18 protein-coding genes are annotated in these 18,283 nt (G+C 65.4%); 3 read left to right on the top strand and 15 right to left on the bottom strand.

Annotated elements, in window-relative coordinates; translation table 11 throughout:
* Window positions 1-43: 43 nt before the first annotated feature.
* Complete coding sequence (locus K410_RS0116760; RefSeq protein ID WP_028135970.1) at window positions 44-934, bottom strand: AraC family transcriptional regulator; 891 nt, start codon at window positions 932-934, stop codon at window positions 44-46.
* 210 nt (window positions 935-1,144) lie between these two features.
* Here K410_RS0116760 and K410_RS0116755 point away from each other — a divergent pair, with 210 nt between their 5' ends.
* On the top strand, window positions 1,145-1,900 hold the full coding sequence (locus tag K410_RS0116755) for an SDR family NAD(P)-dependent oxidoreductase (RefSeq protein ID WP_028135969.1): 756 nt from the start codon (window positions 1,145-1,147) through the stop codon (window positions 1,898-1,900).
* A 933-nt stretch (window positions 1,901-2,833) separates the two neighbouring features.
* Here the strand turns inward: K410_RS0116755 and K410_RS0116750 are convergent.
* The 12 genes from K410_RS0116750 to rpoZ all read right to left on the bottom strand — a co-directional run bounded on the left by K410_RS0116750 (window position 2,834) and on the right by rpoZ (window position 15,557).
* Entirely contained in the window at window positions 2,834-4,378 is a 1,545-nt protein-coding gene (locus tag K410_RS0116750) for a GMC family oxidoreductase (protein ID WP_028135968.1), read from the bottom strand.
* Between the two features lie 278 nt (window positions 4,379-4,656).
* On the bottom strand, window positions 4,657-6,915 hold the full coding sequence (gene parC / locus K410_RS0116745) for a DNA topoisomerase IV subunit A (protein WP_028135967.1): 2,259 nt from the start codon (window positions 6,913-6,915) through the stop codon (window positions 4,657-4,659).
* Window positions 6,916-6,975: 60 nt separating this feature from the next.
* Window positions 6,976-7,275 (bottom strand): hypothetical protein, encoded by a 300-nt coding sequence (locus tag K410_RS0116740; protein WP_028135966.1) that lies wholly within the window; start codon window positions 7,273-7,275, stop codon window positions 6,976-6,978.
* A 101-nt stretch (window positions 7,276-7,376) separates the two neighbouring features.
* Window positions 7,377-8,129, bottom strand: coding sequence for a DNA repair protein RecO (gene recO, locus K410_RS0116735; protein WP_028135965.1), 753 nt, complete (start codon window positions 8,127-8,129; stop codon window positions 7,377-7,379).
* 180 nt (window positions 8,130-8,309) lie between these two features.
* The gene (locus K410_RS0116730) at window positions 8,310-8,690 is read right to left on the bottom strand and encodes a hypothetical protein (protein WP_028135964.1); all 381 of its coding nucleotides are present in this window, start codon (window positions 8,688-8,690) and stop codon (window positions 8,310-8,312) included.
* 21 nt (window positions 8,691-8,711) lie between these two features.
* Window positions 8,712-9,638 (bottom strand): GTPase Era, encoded by a 927-nt coding sequence (gene era / locus K410_RS0116725; RefSeq protein ID WP_028135963.1) that lies wholly within the window; start codon window positions 9,636-9,638, stop codon window positions 8,712-8,714.
* On the bottom strand, window positions 9,628-10,449 hold the full coding sequence (rnc, locus tag K410_RS0116720; RefSeq protein WP_028135962.1) for a ribonuclease III: 822 nt from the start codon (window positions 10,447-10,449) through the stop codon (window positions 9,628-9,630). The genes era and rnc overlap by 11 nt, the downstream gene beginning before the upstream one ends.
* The gene (gene lepB / locus K410_RS0116715) at window positions 10,446-11,210 is read right to left on the bottom strand and encodes a signal peptidase I (RefSeq protein WP_028135961.1); all 765 of its coding nucleotides are present in this window, start codon (window positions 11,208-11,210) and stop codon (window positions 10,446-10,448) included. The genes rnc and lepB overlap by 4 nt, the downstream gene beginning before the upstream one ends.
* Before the next feature lie 249 nt (window positions 11,211-11,459).
* On the bottom strand, window positions 11,460-11,879 hold the full coding sequence (gene acpS, locus K410_RS0116710; protein ID WP_028135960.1) for a holo-ACP synthase: 420 nt from the start codon (window positions 11,877-11,879) through the stop codon (window positions 11,460-11,462).
* Window positions 11,876-12,628 (bottom strand): pyridoxine 5'-phosphate synthase, encoded by a 753-nt coding sequence (locus K410_RS0116705; RefSeq protein WP_028135959.1) that lies wholly within the window; start codon window positions 12,626-12,628, stop codon window positions 11,876-11,878. The genes acpS and K410_RS0116705 overlap by 4 nt, the downstream gene beginning before the upstream one ends.
* Before the next feature lie 45 nt (window positions 12,629-12,673).
* A complete protein-coding gene (locus K410_RS0116700) occupies window positions 12,674-14,959 on the bottom strand; it encodes a RelA/SpoT family protein (protein WP_028135958.1) in 2,286 nt (761 codons plus the stop codon).
* Window positions 14,960-15,164: 205 nt separating this feature from the next.
* Complete coding sequence (gene rpoZ / locus K410_RS0116695) at window positions 15,165-15,557, bottom strand: DNA-directed RNA polymerase subunit omega (protein WP_008133017.1); 393 nt, start codon at window positions 15,555-15,557, stop codon at window positions 15,165-15,167.
* A gap of 329 nt (window positions 15,558-15,886) precedes the next feature.
* On the opposite strand from rpoZ, the gene K410_RS0116690 reads away from it, so the two are divergent.
* Together K410_RS0116690 and K410_RS0116685 are read left to right on the top strand one after the other, a co-directional pair.
* Window positions 15,887-16,531: a LabA-like NYN domain-containing protein gene (locus tag K410_RS0116690; RefSeq protein ID WP_028135957.1), complete on the top strand. Its 645-nt coding sequence runs from the start codon at window positions 15,887-15,889 to the stop codon at window positions 16,529-16,531.
* A complete protein-coding gene (locus K410_RS0116685; RefSeq protein WP_028135956.1) occupies window positions 16,512-17,186 on the top strand; it encodes a uracil-DNA glycosylase in 675 nt (224 codons plus the stop codon). Before K410_RS0116690 ends, K410_RS0116685 begins: the two co-directional genes overlap by 20 nt.
* Here the strand turns inward: K410_RS0116685 and K410_RS0116680 are convergent.
* Together K410_RS0116680 and smpB are read right to left on the bottom strand one after the other, a co-directional pair.
* A complete protein-coding gene (locus tag K410_RS0116680) occupies window positions 17,183-17,761 on the bottom strand; it encodes a peroxiredoxin (RefSeq protein ID WP_028135955.1) in 579 nt (192 codons plus the stop codon). The genes K410_RS0116685 and K410_RS0116680 overlap by 4 nt on opposite strands.
* Window positions 17,762-17,765: 4 nt before the next feature.
* Complete coding sequence (gene smpB, locus K410_RS0116675; protein ID WP_027530006.1) at window positions 17,766-18,239, bottom strand: SsrA-binding protein SmpB; 474 nt, start codon at window positions 18,237-18,239, stop codon at window positions 17,766-17,768.
* Window positions 18,240-18,283 lie beyond the last annotated feature (44 nt).

Here is an 18,283-nt window from a genome sequence, read left to right as displayed (position 1 = left end):
TCCGGCCTTGCGCGTCCCGGGTGGTCGATGGCCCGGCTCGGCTTCAGGCTGCGGTCTCCAGCTGGCCGAGCGCGGCCTTGATATCCCTGGCAGGCGGCAGCCCGAACAAGCGCCCATATTCTCTCGTGAACTGCGACACGCTTTCGTAACCGACGCCGAAGGCCGCGCTGCTCACGTCGGAGCCCTCCGACAACATCATCCGACGCGCCTCGATGAGGCGCAGCTGCTTCTGAAATTGCAGGGGACTAAGCGACGTCATCGCGCGGAAATGCTGGTGAAACGAGGACGGACTCATGGCAGCCGCTTCGGCCAGGCGTTCGACCCTCAGAGGCTTCGCGTATTCGGATCGAATGATCGCGACGGCGCGCGCGATGCGTTGCGCGTGGCTGTCGGCCACCCCGAGAGCCCTGATCGCCGCGCCGTGTCGCCCCGCCAGCAGCCAATAGTGGATTTCGCGAACGAACTGAGATTGCAGAACCGGCAAGGAAGACGGACGCTCGAGCAGTCGCATCAAGCGCAGCGCGGCATCGGCAACCTCGGATTCGGTCGGATCGACCCGCACGGGAATGCCTTGCTGCTCGGGAGCAAGGTTCATCTCCACGACCAGGCTCGCGATCACCGCCGGGTCGAGCTCGACGACCAGGGACAAATATGGGGCCTTTGCGCTGGCGCGGGTAATCTGGCTGACGGTCGGCACATCCGCCGAGATCAGGAGCGACTCGCCGGCGCCGAAATCGAAGCTGTGCGCGCCCATCGTGACGCGCTTGCGACCCTGCAGGACGAGCGCAACGAGCGGCCGGTTGATCGCGTATTGGAGCTGGCCCGGCGTCAGCGCCCGTATGGCCGTAAGGCCCGGGATCGGCGTCCTGGCCGCGCCGTTCTGATCTGAATGCAGATCCGCATAGCGGCGAACCGTTTCGAGCAAGGTCGTCATTCCGCGAATTTATACCAACCGCGGGCTCCGGCAACATGGCCGGCCTGCTCCAACTTTGGGCATCGTGAATTGATCGTTCGACGCAGCGCCGGCCCGGCCTGAGCGAGGCTCGCGGTCATTTGGAGGAATAGGCAAGAAGGCTCAAGGATCCGGCAACTCGAATGCCGCGGTGCGTGCCACCTTCGCCGTGCCAACCGAAGGAGACATCACATGGCTAAAATTGCAATCGTCACCGGTGCGAGCCGCGGCCTTGGCCGCAACATGGCGGTCAACATCGCGCGCAAGGGCAGCGATGTCATCATCACCTATCGGAGCCGTGCGGATCTCGCGGAGAGTGCCGTTTCCGAGATCGAGGCGCTGGGACGCCGGGCCGTGGCCTTTCAATTGGACAGCGCCGACGTCGCCGGATTTCCCTCCTTCGCGCGAAGACTCGCTCAGACGCTGAAGGAGACATTTGGCCGCGAGAGCTTCGACTACCTCGTGCACAATGCCGGCGACGGCCTCTTCGCTCCGCTCAGCGAGACCACCGAGGCCCAGTTCGATCAGCAGATGAACCTCCATGTCAAAGGCGTATTCTTCCTCACCCAGGCCCTGTTGCCGCTGATGGCGGACGGTGGCTCGATCGTCACCATCGGCAGCGGCTTGACGCGCGTCACCTATCCGGGCTTCGCCGTCTACACCATGGCGAAGGCCGCTGCCGACATGATGGCGGTCTGCATGGCCAGGGAACTCGGGCCGCGTGGCATCCGCGTCAACAGCGTTGCGCCCGGCGCGATCGAGACCGACTTTGGTGGTGGCTTGGTGCGCGACAATCCCGACGTGAACAAGCAATTCGCCGCCATGACTGCGCTGGGCCGCGTTGGTGTCCCCGATGATATCGGCCCGATGGTCGCGAGCCTGCTGAGTGAGGACAATCGCTGGGTTACCGGGCAACGGATCGAAGTGTCGGGCGGCCAGATGATCTGAACGCCGAACATTGCCTTGCGACATGCAAGGTCGCTGCAAGAGCCTTGCAGCGGCCTTTGCCGGCCAATCGAAACCGGAAGTTCGCACTCCGAGCGTCACGCGGTGCACGGCGCCCGTCGGGCAAAACAGCCCGGTCAGTTTGACCAAGCCGCCTGTCAAGCCCCGCCCTGCAAAATATTCCACTTTACCGAAATTCGGATTCGTCGTACAAGCAAAACACCCTGGCCCGAGACGAGGGGCGGATCGCGATCGTCACGAACCGCGGGCTGGGCAGCGATGGACGCGACGGCGTCGGCGCGAGCGGCATTGCAGGGCGGGACACCGTGAGCAATGGCTTGCCGCGCATACGACACGGCGCCGACAGCGTCTTCGCATGGCTCCGGGGGCGAGCACACGCCACCCCTCGGAGCGACATGCGAGGACGTGCGCGGACGGAGAAGTCGTGTGGTCCCGGCGCCCGGGGTTCTGGCGTCAAGCCTTTGCGGTGATGTGGCGGCCGACCGGCGCGCGCATCTACCAGCCGCAAGGCGACGGGGGCAATAGTGCAACGCTCCCCGAGGAGAGCACGAAGGACACCGTTAAAACCATTCGCGCAGGGAAGGCCGGGCGACCGGCATCACCTGTGGTCCACCCCGTGTGCATCTTCTGTCGCGCACGGACTCGGGTGCCGCCGGCGCCCGGCCTTCCCTGCGCCCTTGTCTTTGTCGAGGGCGTGCGAGCGCAAAACTCGGGCGACATGCGCCGCGAGAAGGCGGTAGTGTGTCTGCTGTATGAAATGAGAATTGAAGAGCGACGGTCCCGCCCCTTGTTCCGTCATTGCGAGCGCAGCGAAGCAATCCAGGACTGCCTCCGCGGAAAGACTCTGGATCGCTTCGCTGCGCTCGCAATGACGCAGAGGGAGCGGCGAACACCGCCACCATCGTCTTTGTCGCACTACCGCGTCATCATCCGTGCGATCGCCTCGCCGATCACCACCGTCGTGAAATGCGTATTGGCGCGGCAGTCGGACGGCATGATCGAGGCGTCGGCGACGCGCAGGCCGGAAATGCCCTTAACCGTGCCGTCGGGATTGACCACGCCGTCGGGATCATTGACGCCGCTCATGCGGCAGCTGCCGGCGGCGTGCTGGATGTCGCCGGTCTCACGGCGCAGCACCGCGTCGAGCTCGCGGTCCGGCAGGCTGGCGGCCTGTGGCAGCGTCAGGTCGGTGTCGGCGAGCCGGATCCAGTCGGCGATGCCAGCCAGCGCCGGTTGCGACGTGATCACCGCGAGGCGCTTCACCGCATCCATCATGCGCAGCATGTCGCGGGGATCGGCCAGCATGTTCTCCTCGACGACAGGATCGATCGCGGCATCGGGCGAGGCCAATCTGAGCGTGCCGCGGGAATACGCGTTGAACAGGCCGGCGCCGATCGCGCCCGGCACGCCGATGCCGCGATGATTGAAAGCGATCAGGATCATGTCGCGCTTGCCGCCAGCGGCGAGGCCCGAGGAATAGGTCACGCAGCAATTGGTATGGCGGGTGTCCGGATCGGTCGGCCGCAACTCCTCGCGGAGCTGGATCGTGGCGCGAAACAGCGGGTGATCGAAGAAGTGGCGGCCAACGGGCAGGTCACGCGCGACCGCAATGCCCATCGCCTTCAATTCCTCGGCCGGCCCGATCCCCGAGCGCAGCAGGATCGCCGGGCTGTGGATGGCGCCAGCGCAGAGCACGATCTGGCGCGCGTCGATCTCGTGGGTGCCCTGCCCCTCGCTATGAACGCGGACGCCGGTGGCGCGACCTTCGCTGATCCGCACGCGATCGACCAGCGCATGGCCGCGGATCTCCAGATTGGCGCGGCCGCGCGCCGGCTCGAGATAACCCTCATTGGTGCTGATGCGGCGGCTGTCGCGGCTGTTGATGGGATAGCAGGCGACGCCCTCACCGTCCGGGCCGTTGAGGTCGGCACACCAGGGATAGCCGCTCGCCAGCGCCGCATCGCGCAAGCCGCGATCGATCGGTCCCCATGTCTCCAGCGGCGCGCGATAGACCGGCAGCGGCCCGCCGCTTCCGTGGCCCTCGGCATCGCCGAACTCCAAATCGTCCTCGATCACGGAGAACAGCGGCATCACCTCCCTGGCCAACCAGCCGGTGCAGCCATTGGCGGCCCATTCGTCGAAGGCGTCGGCCACGCCGCGGATCGCGATCTGGCCGTTCATCATCGACGAGCCGCCGAGCCCCTTGCCGCGCCAGTAGAAGCGCGCCTCCTGCCCGGCGACCCGGCGCGACAGCAGATCAGGCCATTGCCATTTCTCCTGGTACTCGCGCTTGTGAATGATCGGGATCGGGTTCGGCGTCCTCACCTCCCACGGTGCCTCGTCCGCGCGCCAGTCGCGGCCTGCCTCGAGCAACAGGACGCGCCGCGCGGGATCCTCCGACAGCCGCGCCGCGACCGCCGCACCGGCGGAGCCGCCGCCGACAACAATGACATCGTACATCGCGCTACTTCTCGACCTTCCAGAACACCGGCGTCGTGAACCGTATCAGACGTCGCAGAGCGGCGGAATGCGAATTGGAGAGTGGCGCTCTCACTTCCCGTCATTGAGGAGACAGATGTGGATCACACCCTGGCTCGTGCCCCGGACGCAGCGCAGCGTCCCTTCGACGGTGCGCTGCAGAGCCGGGGCCCATGTCTCCGTGCAATCCGTGCCGCGTGGGTCCCGGCTCTGCGCAGCAACGCGAAGAGCGTTGCAGCGCGTCCGGGACACGAGAGCGCCTACCCGATCACCTTGCCGAACTTGTTCGACTTCGGGAAACCCTTCGGCGGCAGCCGGCCGGCGTCGGCGCGGGTGCCCTGCCACTCGGCGAGTTCCTTCATGGTCGCGGAGAATTCGCGGCCCGCGGAGTCCTTCCAGGTCAGGCCGGCCTTGGCCTCGAACACGGTCACGTCCGAGAGGCCGCCGTCCTTGTATTTCTGCAGGCGCACGCCGCGGCCGCGCGCCATTTCCGGCACCTGGTCGAGCGGGAAGATGAGCATCTTGCGGTTCTCGCCGATGACAGCGACGGTGTCGCCGACCACTTCGGTGATCGCGCGCGCCTCGTTCGGCATGTCGACGTTGAGGACCTGCTTGCCCTTCTTGGTGGTGCCGACGCAATCGTCCTCGTTGACGACGAAGCCCTGGCCCTCGTGGCTGGCGACCAGGAATTTGCGCCCGCCCTTGTTGACGAACAGCGCAACCGGCGCCGCCTCCTGCTCGAGATCGATGAACAGGCGGATCGGCTCGCCGTGACCGCGGCCGCCCGGCAGCTTGGCGACATCGAGCGTGTAGAACTTGCCGTTGGTGGCGAGCAGAAGGAGCTTCGAGGTCGTCTCGGCGAAGAAGGCGAAGCCGAGCTTGTCGTCCTGCTTGAAGGCGAGCCCCGAGAGATCCTCGACATGGCCCTTCATGGTGCGGATCCAGCCCTTGTCGGAAACGACGACCGTCACCGGCTCGCGCTCGACGAATGCCTCCTCGATCGCGGCGAGATCGTGCTCGGGCGCGTCGGCAAACGTGGTGCGGCGCTTGCCGAGCGGCGTCTTCGGCCCGAACATGTCCCGGACCTTGCCGACCTGCTCGCCGACCTTCTTCCACTGCTCGGCCTCAGAGGCGAGCACGGCGTTGATGCCCTTGAGCTCGGCACGCAGGTTCTTGTCCTCGGTGCGGATCTCCATTTCCTCGAGCTTGCGCAGGGAGCGCAGGCGCATGTTGAGGATGGCTTCGGCCTGCACCTCGGTGAGCTTGAACGCCTTCATCAGCGCCGGTTTCGGCTCATCCTCGGTGCGGATGATCTTGATCACCTTGTCGATGTTCAGATAGGCGATCAGGAAGCCGCCGAGGACCTCCAGCCGGTGCTCGATCTGCGCCTTGCGGTAATTGCTGCGGCGGATCAGGACGTCGCGCAGATGGTCGAGCCATTCGCGCAAGGCCTCGGCAAGGCCCACGACCCTGGGCACCTTGCCCTTGATCAGCACGTTGAGGTTCAGCGGGATCTTGTTTTCGAGCTCGGTCAGCCGGAACAGCGATTCCATCATCAGCGCCGGGTCGACGTTCTTCGATTTCGGCTCGATCACGATGCGGACGTCTTCGGCCGACTCGTCCCTGATGTCGCCGACCAGCGGCAGCTTCTTCTGGTCGAGCAGCTCGGCGACCTTCTCGATCAGGCGCGATTTCTGCACCAGGAAGGGGATCTCGGTGACGACGACGACCCAGGTGCCGCGCGCGCCCTCCTCCTGCGACCAGCGTGCACGAACGCGGAACGAGCCGCGCCCCGTCGTATAAGCCTCCGCGATCGCCTGCTTGGAATCGACGATGATGCCGCCGGTCGGGAAGTCCGGGCCCTTCACCCACTTCAACAGCGCCTTGGACTTCGCGTCGGGCTTTTCGATCAGGTGCAGCGCGGCGTCGCAAAGCTCGGCGGCGTTGTGCGGCGGGATCGAGGTCGCCATGCCGACCGCGATGCCCTGCGCGCCGTTGGCGAGAAGGTTCGGGAAGCCGCCGGGCAGCACGACCGGCTCCTTCGACTGGCCGTCGTAATTGGCGCGGAATTCGACGCCGTCCTCGTCGATGCCATCGAGCAGAAGCCGCGCGACGTCGGTCATGCGCGCTTCGGTGTAGCGGTAGGCGGCCGGATTATCGCCGTCGATATTGCCGAAATTGCCCTGGCCGTCGACCAGCGGATAGCGCGAGGAGAAATCCTGCGCGAGGCGCACCATGGCATCGTAGATCGCCTGGTCACCGTGCGGATGGAACGAGCCCATCACGTCGCCGACGATCTTGGCGGATTTCTTGAAGGCGGTGCCGGGGTCGAGCCTGAGCAGGCGCATGCCGTAGAGGATGCGGCGATGGACCGGCTTCAGGCCGTCGCGCGCGTCCGGCAGCGCGCGGTGCATGATGGTGGAGAGCGCATAGGCGAGATAGCGCTCTTCCAGCGCTTCACGCAGCGGCACCTCGTGAATTTCGGCCGGTTCTTCCGGCGGAACGATTCGTTTTCCCATGCCGCCCGGTTAAACCGTGGAAGGGAATCGGGCAAGGATGGATTGGTTCCCTGTGGGGCGCTAGTGCCCTGCCCAGCCGGCCGTCACGGTCTGGGTCTTGTCCTTAGTCTTGTCCTTAGTCTTGTCCTGGGCCGGCGCCGGGGCAGTGGCCAGACAGCGCCGGGCGGTCTCGATTTCGGCCTCCGTCGCCCCCTTCGACCGCGCCCATGCCTCTGCGGCAGCAGCGGAATATTTGGCCACATAGTACCGCACGACGGTGCAGGACGCCCGGCGAAACACGCCGGGTTGCGGCTCGCCGGCCCATGCTTCGGGCGCGAACGCGAGCAGCGCCGCGGAAAAGGCGAATCCCCTGATCAACATTTGGGCTGTCCCCGTTGTGGAACCTCTGGGGCGAACTCGATGATCCCGATTTCGTTCCCCAGGAACTCTGCATGAGAGAACAAGGCAGAGTCCCGTTCTGCTCATGGCGCAGGAATCGCGGGTCGCGCCTGTTGCCGGATCAGGGCGTTGATGAAGCCCGCGCGCGCGTCGGAATGGCCCTGCCCCCGCGGCTCCAGCACGTGGCGCAGCAGGAACAGGCCGGTGAGCCGAAAGCCGTCCTGGAGGTCCTGCTCGGTCAGGTCGCTGGCGGTTTCGCCCTGGCGCAGGAACGGCGGCAGGCGCAACAGGCGGTCTCGCCAGGGCTCGCCGGCGCTGCGCGACACTGCGCCGCCGGATTTCGGCGAGACGTAGATCAGCTCGGCGGTCTCGCCGGTCACCGCACAGTTTTCCAGCGCCAGCCCGAAGCCGAGCTCGGCGAGCATTGCCAGCTCGAAATGGATGAGGTGCACGGCCGCCCCCCCGATGTCCTCGAAATCGTCGAGCGCATGCTCAAGCAGGGCAAAGATCTCCTCGTGCGGATCCCGTTCCGGCAGCAGGCGCGCGATCGAGGCGAGATGAGTGATGCCGTAGACTCCGTGGGAGGATCCGAGCAGCGTGGCCGCGCGCAGCTTCAGCCCTTCGATCGTATAAGTGCCGAGATGCTCGTCGAGCCGCGCCCGCCAGACCGCGCTGACGCTGTTGCCCGGCTGCAGCAGCGGCCGCAGCCGCGAGCTGGCGCCACCGCGCACGAGGCCGAGATGCCTTCCGTGCGCGCGCGTCAGCAGCTCGACGATGGCGCTGGATTCGCCATGCCGCCGCACGCCCAGCACAATGCCTTCGTCGGTCCATTCCATGGGGAAATATTACAGGATTCCGGTGCCGCTCGCATCCTTTGTGCCCCGGACAAAACGCGGCGCGCAAGCGGCGCGTTGCCGAGCCGGGGCCCATCTCTCCGCGTTGCACCTTGTCGCGTTCTGGGTACCGGCTCTGCGATGCAGCGCTCATGCGCTGCATCTTGTCCGGGACACAGCGCCTCACGCGTTGAACCAGCCCTGCGCGTCGCCGGTGAAGGAGAAATACAGGCCCATCGTGGTCAGCGCGCAGGACACGATCTCGATGGCGCTGTCGAGCTCGAGGCCCTTCGCGCCGATGATCTGGCCGAGCGAGATCACCGACAGCACGAGCGCTGCCGCCAGCACCCAGCGCGGCCAGTTCCTGCGCTCACGCGCGGCCAGCCGGACGAAATAGAGAAGGAGCAGGATCATGCCGCCGGCGAGCAGGGTCCCCGTCATGATCATCTGCTCGGTCATCTCGGCATTGGGCGTGCGGTCCTGCACCGCCACCGACAAGGCGTCTAGCATCAACGATGCATAGAGCAGCGCTTCGAAGCGCCTGACGTTGCTGGGCACGCTCATCGGATACCGATCTTTTCTTGGTTATTCTCTCGGAAAGTCCAGACCCATCTCGCGGTAGCGATCGGGATCGTCGCCCCAGTTCTCGCGCACCTTGACGAACAGGAACAGATGCACCGGCACGTCCAGGATCTGCATCAGCTCCTTCCGCGAGTCCGCGCCGATCGACTTGATGGTGGCGCCGCCCTTGCCGAGCACGATCTTGCGCTGGCTTTCGCGCTCGACGAAGATCGTCTGCTCGATCCGCACCGACTTGTCCTTGCGCTCCTCCCACTTGTCGGTCTCGACCGTGGACTGGTAGGGCAGCTCCTGGTGCAGCTTCTGATAGATCTTCTCGCGCGTGATCTCGGCCGCCAGCTGCCGCATCGGCGCGTCCGACATCTGGTCCTCGGGGTAGAGGAACGGACCCGGCGGCACCATCTCGGCGAGCGTCCTGCGGAGATCGTCGACGCCGTCGCCGGAGATCGCCGCGATCATGAAGGTGCGCGCGAATTTCATGCGCTCGTTGGCGGCCTGCGCCAGCGCCAGCAGCTTCTCGCGCTGGACCAGGTCGACCTTGTTGATGACGAGGATCTTCTCGTGATTGACGCTGGCAGCCTTGGTGAGGATCGCCTCGGCCTCCTCGTCGATGCCGGTCTTGGCATCGAGCAGCACGCAGACGAGATCGGCGTCATGCGCCCCGCTCCAGGCGGTCGAGACCATGGCGCGGTCGAGCCGCCGCTTCGGCAGGAAGATGCCGGGCGTGTCGACCAGGATGATCTGCGCGTTGTTCTCGATCACGATGCCGCGGATCAGCGCGCGCGTGGTCTGCACCTTACGCGAGACGATCGTGACCTTGGCGCCGACCAGCGCATTGACCAGCGTGGACTTGCCGACGTTCGGCGCGCCGATCAGCGCGACGAAGCCGCAGCGCGTCGCGACGGGCGCCTCGCCGCTTGCTTCAGCCGTCATTGCTGCCGCCGACGCCTTCGCGTTCGATCATCACCGAAGCTGCCACCTTTTCTGCCGCGCGCTTGCTGCCGCCAACGCCCTCGGCCGGCGCGAGGCCCGGCAGGTCGACGGCGACGCGGAACTGCGGATCGTGATGCGGGCCGGTGCGCTCGACCTCGCGGTAAACCGGCGTCGGCAGCCCCTTGCCTTGCGCCCATTCCTGCAGCACGGTCTTGGGATCGCGCAAGGGACGGCGCGGCTTGTGCATGCGCTCGGTCCAGTTGCGCCTGACGAACTCGGACGCCGCTGCGTAGCCCCCATCGAGAAAGACGGCGCCGATCACGGCCTCGCAGATGTCGCCGAGGATGGATTTGCGCAGCCGGGCATCGGCGCTGGAGCCGACCGAGCCGAGCTTGATGTCGTCGAGCAGTCCGAGCGACTTGGCGACGTCGGCGCAGCTTTCCTTGCGCACGAGTTCGGCAAGGCGCTTGGAGAGCTCGCCCTCGTCGGCGTTCGGGAAGGCGTGATAGAGCATGTCGGAGACGACGAGCCCGAGCACGTGGTCGCCGAGGAATTCCAGGCGCTGGTAGCTGTCGCCGCGCTTGCGCCCGGACTTCAACGCCGAGACATGCGTGATCGCCTGCATCAGCATGTTCGGGTCGGTGAAGCTGTGGCCGATGCGCGCCTCGAGCGCCGCATTCGCATCGGTGCCCTTGGCCTTGCGGCTGCGTGTGCGCTTCTTCTTGGCAGGCGTCTTCGCTGCAGCTTCGCCCTCAGGAGCGGCTTGCGCCTCGGCCGGTTGGATCGGGATGTCCTTGGCTTCGTCTTTCATCGGACGATTTTGAAGAAACGATTCCAGCGTACTGCCCACGGCCAGCGCCAGAACATCCAGGCATGCTCGCCTTCGGCGATGGAGAAGAAGATCATCTGGGCGCGGCCGATCAGATTCTCCTTCGGCACATAGCCGACCTGGCCGAGAAAGCGGCTATCGGTGGAGTTGTCGCGGTTGTCGCCCATCATGAAGAAATGGCCTGACGGCACGGTGTAGACGTTGGTGTTATCGACGTAGCCGTTGTCGGCGCAGTCGAGCGTCTCGTAGGACACGCCGTTCGGCAGTGTTTCCTTCCAGCGCTTTACCCGGGAGATGCCGCCGCCTTCCGAGCCGCAGGGCTCCTCGCCGATATATTCGCTCATCCGCTGCCGCTCGACCGGCGTGTCGTTGATGTAGAGCAGCCCGTCCCGCATCTGAATGCGGTCGCCGGGCAGGCCGATCACGCGCTTGATGTAATCGGTGGAATCGTCCTTCGGCAGGCGAAACACGACGATGTCGCCGCGGTCCGGGTCCGAGCCCCAGATCCGCCCGGAGAACAGCGGCGGCGAGAACGGAATCGAATAATGGCTGTAGCCGTAGGAATATTTCGAGACGAACAGATAGTCGCCGACCAGCAGCGTCGCCTTCATCGAGCCGGACGGGATGTTGAAGGGCTGGAACAGGAAGGTTCGGATCACCAGCGCGATCAGGAGAGCGTGGATCACGACTCGGATCGTTTCGCCGACGCCGCTCTCAGTTTTCGTTCCCGAAGTCACGCTCATTGCTCTCTCAATTCCGGTCGGCGATCACAGAGCGCCCTCCTCCCGCGAACGGCCCACCGGTTCGCGGCGCAAGGAGATTGTCCTGATTCTGACAGTGAGGGCCAATTCCGGCGTAAAGCCGAACCCGCCCAGGCTGATTTGCGTCCGCGGACTTTTAGACGGTTGTCGGAGGCCACGCAATCAAGGATCGCATCAAAACTGGGTAAGATATTGATTTACAACGAAGATCACAAAATCGACGACGCCGCGTCAGGGTTTCGGCAGCGGCACGGCGGAAATGATGACGAAGGCCTGCGCCAGCGGCCAGTCGTCGGTGATCGACACGTCGATCCGGGCCTCGAAGCCATCAGGCGTCAGGGCCTGGAGCCGGGCCAGGGCGCCGCCGGTCAGCTGCATGGTCGGGCGCCCGCCCGGCAGGTTGACCACCCCCATGTCGCGCCACCAGACGCCGCGCCGGATCCCGGTGCCGAGCGCCTTGGAGCAGGCCTCCTTGGCGGCGAAGCGCTTGGCGTAGGTCGCCACCACCATCTTCTCGTTCTTGGCGCGGCGCTCCGCCTTGGCCCGCTCCGCCGCGGTGAAGACACGGTCGAGGAAGCGCTCGCCATGGCGCTCGATCACCTTGGCGACGCGGGTGATGTCGATCAGGTCGGAGCCGATGCCGATGATCATGCCCGGCTCCGGCCGCGGTCCATGGCCGCGCGCATGCTGCGCACCGTCTCGGCCAGCCCCACGAACAGCGCTTCGCCGATCATGTAGTAACCGATGTTGAGCTCCATGATCTCAGGCAGGGCCGCGATCGTCTCCGCGGTCGCGTAGTCGAGCCCGTGCCCGGCGTGGACCTCAAGCCCGGCGGCCTTGGCCAGCTTCACTCCCGCCACGATCCGCTGCCATTCGGCCTCGGCCTTGGCGCTGTGGCCGTCGACCACGGCGTCGCACCAGGCGCCGGTGTGGATCTCGATCACGGGCGCGCGCAGCTGCGCCGCCATCTCGATCTGGGCGGGATCGGCAGCGATGAACAGCGAGACCCGGATACCGGCATCGCTCAGCTGCGCGATACGGGGCGCGAGCGCGTCACGCTGGCCGACCACATCCAGCCCGCCTTCGGTGGTCACCTCCTGCCGGCGCTCCGGCACCAGGCACACCGCATGCGGCCTGGTCGCGAGCGAGATGCGCATCATGTCGTCGGTCGCCGCCATCTCGAAATTGAGCGGCTTGGAGATCTCAGCCTTCAGCCGCGCCATGTCCTCGTCGCGGATGTGGCGGCGATCCTCGCGCAGATGGGCGGTGATGCCGTCGGCGCCGGCCTCGATCGCCAGCAGCGCCGCCCGCACCGGATCGGGATGGCGGCCGCCGCGCGCGTTGCGCACGGTTGCGACGTGATCGATATTGACACCGAGGCGAAGCTTCGAAGCGGGCATTTCAGGACTCACAGAATCGGAGGGACCGGCGCATGCGAGATGCGCCTATCCATTAACACGTTCGACTTTGGCGACGACCGCCTTGGCGCGCAGCTGGGCCAGGATCGCGCTCAAATGCTTCAGATCGTAGACTTCGAGATCGATTGTCGTTTCCGTGAAGTCCGGTGAGCGGCGCTGCATGCTGATGTTGTCGATGTTGCCGTCGTGCTCGGCGATCACGGTCGCGATCTGCGCCAGCGCGCCGGGCTCGTTGACGTTCTCGACCCTGATGCGCGCCGGGAAGCGCTGCGGCGCAGAATCCTCGATGTCCCAGCGGACGTCGAGCCAGCGCTCCGGCTCTTCCTCGAAATCCTTCAGGGCCGGCGCCTGGATCGGGTAGATCGTGATGCCCTCGCCCGGCGTGACGATGCCGACGATGCGATCGCCCGGCACCGCGCCGCCGTTCGGCGCGAACTTGATCGGCAGGTCGGAATTGATGCCGCGGATCGGAATCGCGACCGGGCTGCGCGGCTGCTCCGAGGACTTCTCCTTGAGCTTGGCGGCAAGCCCCTTCTTGACGCCGTAGCGCGCGATGCGCTCCTCCTTGTAGTCGGGGTACATCGCACGTGCGACGTGGGAGGCCTTGATCTCGCCGCGCCCCACGGCCGCCATCACGTCCTCGATCGAGGTCCGCGCGAGCCGCGGCAGTGCGCCCTTGAGCTTGTCGTCGGCATATTCGATCTTGGCGCGCTCGAACAGGCGCTCGACGATGCGCCGGCCAAGACCGGCATATTGATCGCGCACCGCCGTCCGCGTGGCGCGGCGGATCGCGGCGCGCGCCTTGCCGGTGATCGCGAGCGTCTCCCAGGCCGATGGCGGCGCCGATTGCGCCTCCGAGGTCAGCACCTCGACCTCGTCGCCGTTCTGCAGCTCCGAGGACAGCGGCGCGAACTGGCCGTTGATCTTGCAGCCGACCGCGCTGTTGCCGACGTCGGTATGCACGGCATAGGCGAAGTCGATCACGTTGGCGTGGCGCGGCAGCGCGATCAGCTTGCCCTTCGGGGTGAAGCAGAACACCTGGTCGTGGAACAGCTCGAGCTTGGTATGTTCGAGGAATTCCTCCGGATTGGCGCTCTCCGAGAGGATGCCGATGGTGTGGCGCAGCCAGGCGAACGCGGTGGACTCGCGCTTGAGAAATTCGGTCGGCGACCCCACGCCTTCCTTGTAGAAGACGTGCGCGGCAATACCCCGCTCGGCGATCTGGTCCATCGCCTCGGTGCGGATCTGCAGCTCGACGCGCTGGTTGCCGGGCCCGATCACCGTGGTGTGGATCGAGCGATAGTCGTTCTGCTTCGGTGTCGAGATATAGTCCTTGAATCGCCCCGGCACGACCGGCCAGGTGGTGTGGACGATGCCGAGCGCGCGATAGCAGGATTCGATGTCGTTGACGACGAGGCGGAAGCCGAAGATGTCGGACAATTGCTCGAAGCCGACCGACTTGCGCTCCATCTTGGTCCAGATCGAGAACGGCTTCTTGCGGCGACCGTAGACCCGCGCCCCCAGGCCCCTGTGGCGCAGATTGTTGGAGAGCTGATCCTCGATCTCGCCGATCAGATTGCGGTTGCGTTCGGCGAGCGCGTCGAGGCGCTGCATCACCACCGAATAGGCTTCGGGATCGAGGGTGCGGAAGGACAGGTCCTCCAGCTCCTCGCGCATTTCCTGCATGCCCATGCGCCCCGCGAGCGGCGCGTAGATGTCGAGCGTCTCCTCGGCGATGCGCCTGCGCGATTCCGTCGGCACGAAGTCCAGCGTGCGCATGTTGTGCAGACGGTCGGCGAGCTTGACCAGAAGCACGCGGACATCGTCGGCAATGGCCAGCAACAATTTGCGTAGATTCTCGGCCTGCTTGGCCTCCCGCGACACCAGCTCGAGCCGCTTCAGCTTGGTCAGGCCCTCGACCAGCGCGCCGATCTCCGGCCCGAAAATCTGGTCGATCTCGGCCCGCGTCGCCTCGGTGTCCTCGATCGTGTCGTGGAGCAGCGCCGCCACGATGGTGGCATCGTCGAGCTTCAGGTCGGTGAGAATCGCCGCGACTTCGAGCGGGTGCGAGAAATACGGATCGCCCGAGGCGCGGGTCTGCGAACCGTGCGCCTTCATGGCGTAGACATAGGCGCGATTCAGCAGGTCTTCGTTGGTGTTGGGATTGTAGGACCTGACGCGCTCGACGAGGTCATATTGACGCATCATGCGCGCGCGCGGCTTGGCCGGGCGCGCGACCGGCGCAGTCGGGGCCACGGCAACCGATTCGGTTGCGGCCTGCATCTGCGTGGATCTGCGGCGCCGATATACCATGCCGTCCTGCCTTCAAGCGGGCCTGGGCCGGCCCGTTGTATTCACCTTAGCTCCGATCGCGCCCGCGTCCGATCAATTCAGTGACAGCACGCAGCGCCGACCACGACGCTATGGTAACCACGAAAACGTCAACAAAAGCAAAGGCCCGAACGACGGTTCGGGCCTTTGATAAGATCACAAGAAGTCGACGATCGCGACGGACGATTTACTCGTCCTCCTCGGGCTGCTCCTCGGGCGGCGCAAGGCCTTCGAGACCCTTCAGAAGCTCCTCTTCGGTCATGCGCTCGACGGCGACCTCGGTATCGTCCGCATCGACGCTCGCGCCCGCGGAACCGATCAGCGGCACCGTATCCGGCTCGGGCTCGTCGACCTCGACGAACTTCTGGAGCGAGTGCACCAGCTCCTCGCGAAGGTCCTCCGGCGAGATGGTCGTGTCGGCAATTTCGCGCAAAGACACAACAGGGTTCTTGTCGTTATCGCGGTCAACCGTTAGTTGTGAACCGGACGAGATCATGCGGGCACGGTGGGCGGCCAGCAGGACCAGGTCAAACCGGTTGTCGACCTTGTCGATACAATCTTCTACGGTGACGCGAGCCATGGACTGTCGCTCCGTTGTGGGTGGGACGAAATATGTGGATGATTGGGGCTAGTTATAGGGGCCGGGGCGGTTTCGCAAGGCCAATTTGTGATTTGGCCTCGCCAAACGGCTCTGCTACCCCCACATTGGGGTTGGGATGGGTGGTTTCCCGGGTTGCCATCAGGGGTAGCGCCGGGTGTATGCAAGTCCGTCATAACTATACCTTGATTGCCCCGACTTCTCCGGATTTGCGGTTTCGACGGGTCTGAGCGGCACTCTGGAAACGCGCGGCTTGCTGTCGCCGCGCCAACAATAAAACGATCAAACACGAACACTACGCGAGCAACTGAATGTCACCTTCTCCTACCAACAAGATCGCGCTCTTCATCGACGGGGCCAATCTCTACGCGACGGCGAAAACTCTGGGCTTCGACATCGACTACAAGCGCCTGCTGAAGGAGTTTCAGGGCCGCGGGACGCTGCTCCGGGCGTTCTACTACACCGCCATCATCGAGGATCAGGAATACTCCTCGATCCGCCCGCTGATCGACTGGCTGGACTACAACGGCTACACCGTCGTGACCAAGGCGACCAAGGAGTTCATCGACGCCTCCGGCCGCCGCAAGGTCAAGGGCAACATGGACATCGAGCTCGCCGTGGATGCCATGGAGCTCGCCGAGCACATCGACCAGATGGTGCTGTTCTCCGGCGACGGCGACTTCCGCTCCCTGGTCGAGGCCGTGCAGCGCCGCGGCGTGCGGGTGACGGTGATCTCCACCATCGCCAGCCAGCCGCCGATGATCGCCGACGAGCTGCGCCGCCAGGCCGACGTCTTCACCGACCTCGTCGAGCTGCAGTCCAAGCTCGGCCGTGATCCGTCCGAACGCCCCGCCCCGCGCGACCGTGGCGAGCGCGAAGCCCGTCACCACGCCCCGCAATTCCTCCAGCGCGCAACCACGATGGCGCCGAGGGGCGATGACGACTTCGAGGAGTGAGGCGGCTCGGCCGAGCCGCCAGCCTCCCACCGTCGTTCCCGACCGCGATTGCCCGCTCTGTCCGCGCCTGGTTGCCTTTCGCGAGGCAAACCGCGCGCGCGAGCCCTTGTGGCACAATGCGCCGGTCGCCCCCTTCGGCGACATCAAGGCGCGCCTCCTGATCGTCGGCCTCGCGCCGGGGATGCAGGGCGCCAACCGCACGGGACGGCCGTTCACCGGCGATTATGCCGGCGACCTGCTCTACGCCACGCTGCTCGAATACGGATTCGCCAAGGGTACCTACCAGGCGCGTCCCGATGACGGCCTGAAGCTGATCGACTGCCGGATCGCCAATGCCGTGCATTGCGTGCCACCGCAGAACAAGCCGCTGCCGGCCGAGATCAACACCTGCCGGCGGTTCCTGGTCGCCAATCTCGAGACCATGCCGAAGCTGCGCGCGATCATCGCGCTCGGCCGAATTGCGCACGACAGCGTGCTCAAGCCGCTGAAGTTGAAGGCCTCCGAGGCCCCGTTCGGCCATGGCGCCGTGCACCAGGCCGGCGCGTTCAAGCTGTACGACAGCTACCATTGCTCGCGCTACAACACGAACACCGGCGTGCTGACCCCGGACATGTTCCGCAGCGTGTTCGCGAAGGTGAAGGCGGACCTGGATTAGCTCCTGGGGTTGGCCTTGAGCCAGTCGAGCACGTCGCCGGCGTTCCGGTCGGGCGGAAACACGGGATAGAAGACGTGCGTGATACTGGCGTCGTCGATAACAAGCGCGAGGCGCTTGATCAGCGTGAGGCCCGCGACCTCCATGGTCGGCAGCCTCAAGGCGCGCGTGAGCGCCAGCTTCTCGTCCGACAGCACGGGGAACGGCAGATGCAGCCGTGAGGCCATCTCGGTCTGATAGGCGTTGCTCTGGGTCGAGAGGCCGAACACGTGGGCGGCGCCGGCGGCCTTCAGCTCGGCGAACAGATCGCGAAACGCGCAGGTCTGCGGCGTGCAACCGCGCGCACCCGGAATCATGTCCCAATCATCGACCAGCGCAATCTTGCCGGGCTCGCCAGTGCGCGGATAGGCGAACACCACGGTCCGGCCGCGCAGCGCCGACAGGCTCACCGAGGTGTCGTTGGTCGCGAGCAGGCCGATCGGCGGCACCACCATGCCGGTGAGATGCGCGGCCGCGCCGTCATCGACCGGTGCAGGAATCCGGCTCCAATCGACTTCGAGCAGGTTCCGCTGGGTCATCTAGTCAACCCCTCGCCCGCATCAGGCGCCCCTTCTCCCGGCTCCAATCGCGCTTCTTCTCGGTCTCGCGCTTGTCGTGCAGCTTCTTGCCCTTTGCAACCGCCAGCTGCAATTTGGCGCGGCCACGCTCGTTGAAATAGAGCTTGAGCGGAATCAGCGTCATGCCCTCGCGGTCGACGGCGCCCATCAGCTTGTTGATCTGCCGGCGATGGAGCAGCAGTTTTCGCGGCCGTTTGGGCTCGTGGTTGAAGCGATTGCCCTGGAGATATTCGGGAATGGTGGCGTTGATCAGCCAGATCTCGCCGTCCTTGGAATCGGCGTAGGATTCCGCGATCGTGCTCTTGCCGTTGCGGATCGACTTGACCTCGGTGCCGGTCAGCGCAATGCCCGCCTCGATCGTGTCCTCGATCGCATAGTTGAAGCGGGCCTTGCGATTTTCCGCCATGACCTTGATTGGACGTTCGTTTTTATCGGCCATGAGAGGACAAACCCGATCGAGATGCGCAGCGAGGCTAACAGTTT

The sequence above is a fragment of the Bradyrhizobium sp. 22 genome (genome assembly GCF_000482425.1).
Classification (GTDB): domain Bacteria; phylum Pseudomonadota; class Alphaproteobacteria; order Rhizobiales; family Xanthobacteraceae; genus Bradyrhizobium; species Bradyrhizobium japonicum_B.
Note: the sequence above shows the minus strand (reverse complement) of the source record. Positions and strands in the feature narration are given on the sequence as shown.

Bases quoted from the DNA above. Each gene is read 5' to 3' on its own strand.
- K410_RS0116760 (WP_028135970.1), bottom strand. From the start codon at position 934: ATGACGACCTTGCTCGAAACGGTTCGCCGCTATGCGGATCTGCATTCA.
- K410_RS0116755 (WP_028135969.1), top strand. From the start codon at position 1,145: ATGGCTAAAATTGCAATCGTCACCGGTGCGAGCCGCGGCCTTGGCCGC.
- K410_RS0116750 (WP_028135968.1), bottom strand. From the start codon at position 4,378: ATGTACGATGTCATTGTTGTCGGCGGCGGCTCCGCCGGTGCGGCGGTC.
- parC (WP_028135967.1), bottom strand. From the start codon at position 6,915: ATGGGAAAACGAATCGTTCCGCCGGAAGAACCGGCCGAAATTCACGAG.
- K410_RS0116740 (WP_028135966.1), bottom strand. From the start codon at position 7,275: ATGTTGATCAGGGGATTCGCCTTTTCCGCGGCGCTGCTCGCGTTCGCG.
- recO (WP_028135965.1), bottom strand. From the start codon at position 8,129: ATGGAATGGACCGACGAAGGCATTGTGCTGGGCGTGCGGCGGCATGGC.
- K410_RS0116730 (WP_028135964.1), bottom strand. From the start codon at position 8,690: ATGAGCGTGCCCAGCAACGTCAGGCGCTTCGAAGCGCTGCTCTATGCA.
- era (WP_028135963.1), bottom strand. From the start codon at position 9,638: ATGACGGCTGAAGCAAGCGGCGAGGCGCCCGTCGCGACGCGCTGCGGC.
- rnc (WP_028135962.1), bottom strand. From the start codon at position 10,449: ATGAAAGACGAAGCCAAGGACATCCCGATCCAACCGGCCGAGGCGCAA.
- lepB (WP_028135961.1), bottom strand. From the start codon at position 11,210: ATGAGCGTGACTTCGGGAACGAAAACTGAGAGCGGCGTCGGCGAAACG.
- acpS (WP_028135960.1), bottom strand. From the start codon at position 11,879: ATGATCATCGGCATCGGCTCCGACCTGATCGACATCACCCGCGTCGCC.
- K410_RS0116705 (WP_028135959.1), bottom strand. From the start codon at position 12,628: ATGCCCGCTTCGAAGCTTCGCCTCGGTGTCAATATCGATCACGTCGCA.
- K410_RS0116700 (WP_028135958.1), bottom strand. From the start codon at position 14,959: ATGGTATATCGGCGCCGCAGATCCACGCAGATGCAGGCCGCAACCGAA.
- rpoZ (WP_008133017.1), bottom strand. From the start codon at position 15,557: ATGGCTCGCGTCACCGTAGAAGATTGTATCGACAAGGTCGACAACCGG.
- K410_RS0116690 (WP_028135957.1), top strand. From the start codon at position 15,887: ATGTCACCTTCTCCTACCAACAAGATCGCGCTCTTCATCGACGGGGCC.
- K410_RS0116685 (WP_028135956.1), top strand. From the start codon at position 16,512: ATGACGACTTCGAGGAGTGAGGCGGCTCGGCCGAGCCGCCAGCCTCCC.
- K410_RS0116680 (WP_028135955.1), bottom strand. From the start codon at position 17,761: ATGACCCAGCGGAACCTGCTCGAAGTCGATTGGAGCCGGATTCCTGCA.
- smpB (WP_027530006.1), bottom strand. From the start codon at position 18,239: ATGGCCGATAAAAACGAACGTCCAATCAAGGTCATGGCGGAAAATCGC.